The sequence below is a fragment of the Candidatus Woesearchaeota archaeon genome (assembly GCA_020854775.1).
In the GTDB taxonomy this organism is placed as follows: Archaea; Nanobdellota; Nanobdellia; order Woesearchaeales; family 21-14-0-10-32-9; genus 21-14-0-10-32-9.
The window spans coordinates 1-2,627 of the sequence record JAHKLZ010000035.1 but is presented as its reverse complement, the minus strand read 5'-3'; the positions used below and the strand labels follow the sequence as shown (position 1 = coordinate 2,627).

Here is a 2,627-nt window from a genome sequence, read left to right as displayed (position 1 = left end):
CGTGTCGGCTCGTTGGTCTTTTTAAATATGTAATGAACAGTCATTCGTGTAAAATTCGGTTTACTTTTTTGTTTGCAAAGTCTCGGTTTTCAATCGTCAATGTCAGGATTGCACTGTCTTTTACGCTTGCCTGTAACGGTTTGCAGCTATACGCAGGTGGGGCTTTCTCGAACCAAACTTTCCTACGAAGAACTACTCTTCATATTTAGCACTTATTTTTCATTCGAAGCACAGAACCCCCACTTGCGTATAGGTGCTGTTGTAGGCAGTTTTTCTTTCAGTCGTTTGGTCAATAGCTTTTCGTTTTTCAGTTCGCATTCCCAAAGTCGAATAACAGTCCAATCTTTTTGTTTTAAAGTCAGTGTTACTTCTTTGTCTCGTTGTTTGTTTCTCTCAATTTTTTTATTCCAATACTCTTTGTTGACTTGAGGTTTTGTATTTCGGCAATTGTGTCCGTGCCAAAAACAGCCATCAACAAAAACAACTGTTCTCAAAGTCGGAAATGTAAAATCTGGTTTGCCAAAGAGTTTGTAATTCCTTCGCCACCCTTTGATATTGTTAGTTTTGAAAAAGTCAATAAGTTTTAACTCGGTGGATTTGTTGCGACTTGATTTTACTTGTCGCATTACTGCGCTACGCTGTTCTTTGGAAAAAACATCAGCCATTTTTTTGGATTACAGTTATCCAAGATTTATCAAATCCAAGCGCTTTTAAAATCTGTTCTTTGTCGAGTGTTTTCGGTTGCTTGATACGAATTACCAAACTTTTTTCAGGAACTTCTTCAATGATTGTAAACTGTGAACCGTGCGGTTGCCAAGTAAAACGATGCTCTTCCGTTTTCTTGTCAATGCCAATCAGATTGTTATTTTTGTTCCATTCCCATTTATAAAGTTCGAGGTCATAGCGAATAGTTTCAAACTCGAAAACTACTACTTCTGAAAGGTCATTTGATTTGATTAAAACAACTGTACGCAAATGTTTAAATTTCTCTCTGATTGCAGAAACTCTCTCGTTCCAAATATCTAAAACAAGTTTGCCGATTAAATTTGGGTCTGCCGATGTATCAATTCTCTCACCGAACGAATAAACAGGAGAGTTACGCCCCGAAATTAGTCTTACTTTCTTTTGATTTGAGGGCTTTGATGATTTTACAGTTTTTGCACCCCAAGCTGTGTTACCCATCACAACATCATCTAACCCAACATTTGATGGTTTCCAATCTGCACCAATGCAATTGGCGAAAATATTCTCCCATTCAGAACCTTCTAATTCAGCTTTCCCTTTTGAAGCCAAAAGATAAACCAACTCTTTTCCTAAAAGAAATGGGAAGTCTTTTGGAAATTCATTTAGCGGAAATGCTGAAACAGATTTGTTTACTGTCCGAAGTTTCGGTGATTTATCCTTTGCCATATTCTACTTCGTATTCTCTTAATACCGAAGTCATATCCAATGAGGAGGCAACATACGGTAATAGTTTCAGAATAACTGCTTTAACTAAATTCACAGGAACTGCATTGCCGGCTTGTTTTCTTGCCTGGCTGTCATTCACAACAATTTTGTAAGTATCTGGAAAACCTTGCAAACGAAACATTTCTCTTGGTGTTAATCTTCTCTCACCGTTCACTAGCAAATAGTTGTAAGATGCACCTGCTCTCAATGCACACGAATAGGGATAACTGCAAATGTTACCTGCTTTGTTCTCGTGCCAAATAGAAAGTTTGTATGCTGATTTATGCTTTGCTTTACGCTTGTTTACTATGTATTCCGATGCGTAATATTTCTTGTCAACTTTCTTTTCAAGTATTTCAGAAAGCGGTTTGAATGGTCTTACTGGTGATGGAAATGAAAACATAATAGGTTCTCGGTGTCCAACAATTATTACTCTTTCACGTTTTTGTGGTAGTCCGTAGTCTAGTGCATTTAAAACTGCATACTGAACATGATAACCAAGTTCTTGTAAAGTTTTAATAATTATCTTTAAAGTTCTACCCTTGTCGTGTCCAACAAGTTGCTTTACGTTTTCTAGCACAAATGCCTTAGGACGTTTGTGTTTGAGAATTCTTGCAATGTCAAAAAACAAAGTTCCACGTATGTCATTGAAACCTTGCATCTGTCCTATAATACTGAACGGTTGACACGGGAATCCTGCGAACAAAATATCGTGGTCAGGAATATCTTTCTCGTCAACTTTTGTGATGTCGCCTGTAGGCCGATGTCCGAAGTTGGCTTCATAACTATCTTGACAAAATGTGTCTATGTCCGATGAAAAAACACATTCAGGAATGAGGTCGTTTTCCCTGCACGCTTCTTCCATAGCTATCCGAAAACCGCCAATGCCACAAAATAGGTCAATAAATTTTATTTTTTCCATTGTCGTACAATTAAGATTTCGCCAAATTTAAGTTTTTTGTCGGTTTGCGAAGTCGTTAAAGTACACATTTTTTCAACCGTTTTTGTTAGTGGTGTCCGCTCTAATAAAATTGCCTACAACGGTTGGTGTATGAAGCGTTGGGCATTTCGAAGCACTTTACTGCCAAACCGCTACAAAGTTTATTAAATGTAACGCCCTTGAAATTAGCACTATCCGCCCAATGATTTATACACTTTGTTAGCAACTGGGCGTTGAT

The 2,627-nt window shown here is 37.7% G+C and carries 3 protein-coding genes; all 3 read right to left on the bottom strand.

Features of this window, described 5'->3' with window-relative positions; genetic code table 11:
• Positions 1 to 212: 212 nt before the first annotated feature.
• Genes KO361_05200 through KO361_05190 form a run of 3 tightly spaced genes read right to left on the bottom strand, consistent with a single transcriptional unit; the run spans position 213 to position 2,371 of the window.
• Positions 213 to 665 carry a very short patch repair endonuclease gene (locus KO361_05200; protein MCC7574963.1) on the bottom strand — a complete coding sequence of 151 codons (453 nt, stop codon included), beginning with the start codon at positions 663 to 665 and terminating at the stop codon, positions 213 to 215.
• Positions 658 to 1,410: a hypothetical protein gene (locus KO361_05195; GenBank protein ID MCC7574962.1), complete on the bottom strand. Its 753-nt coding sequence runs from the start codon at positions 1,408 to 1,410 to the stop codon at positions 658 to 660. The genes KO361_05200 and KO361_05195 overlap by 8 nt, the downstream gene beginning before the upstream one ends.
• Positions 1,397 to 2,371 carry a DNA cytosine methyltransferase gene (locus KO361_05190; GenBank protein ID MCC7574961.1) on the bottom strand — a complete coding sequence of 325 codons (975 nt, stop codon included), beginning with the start codon at positions 2,369 to 2,371 and terminating at the stop codon, positions 1,397 to 1,399. The genes KO361_05195 and KO361_05190 overlap by 14 nt, the downstream gene beginning before the upstream one ends.
• Positions 2,372 to 2,627 lie beyond the last annotated feature (256 nt).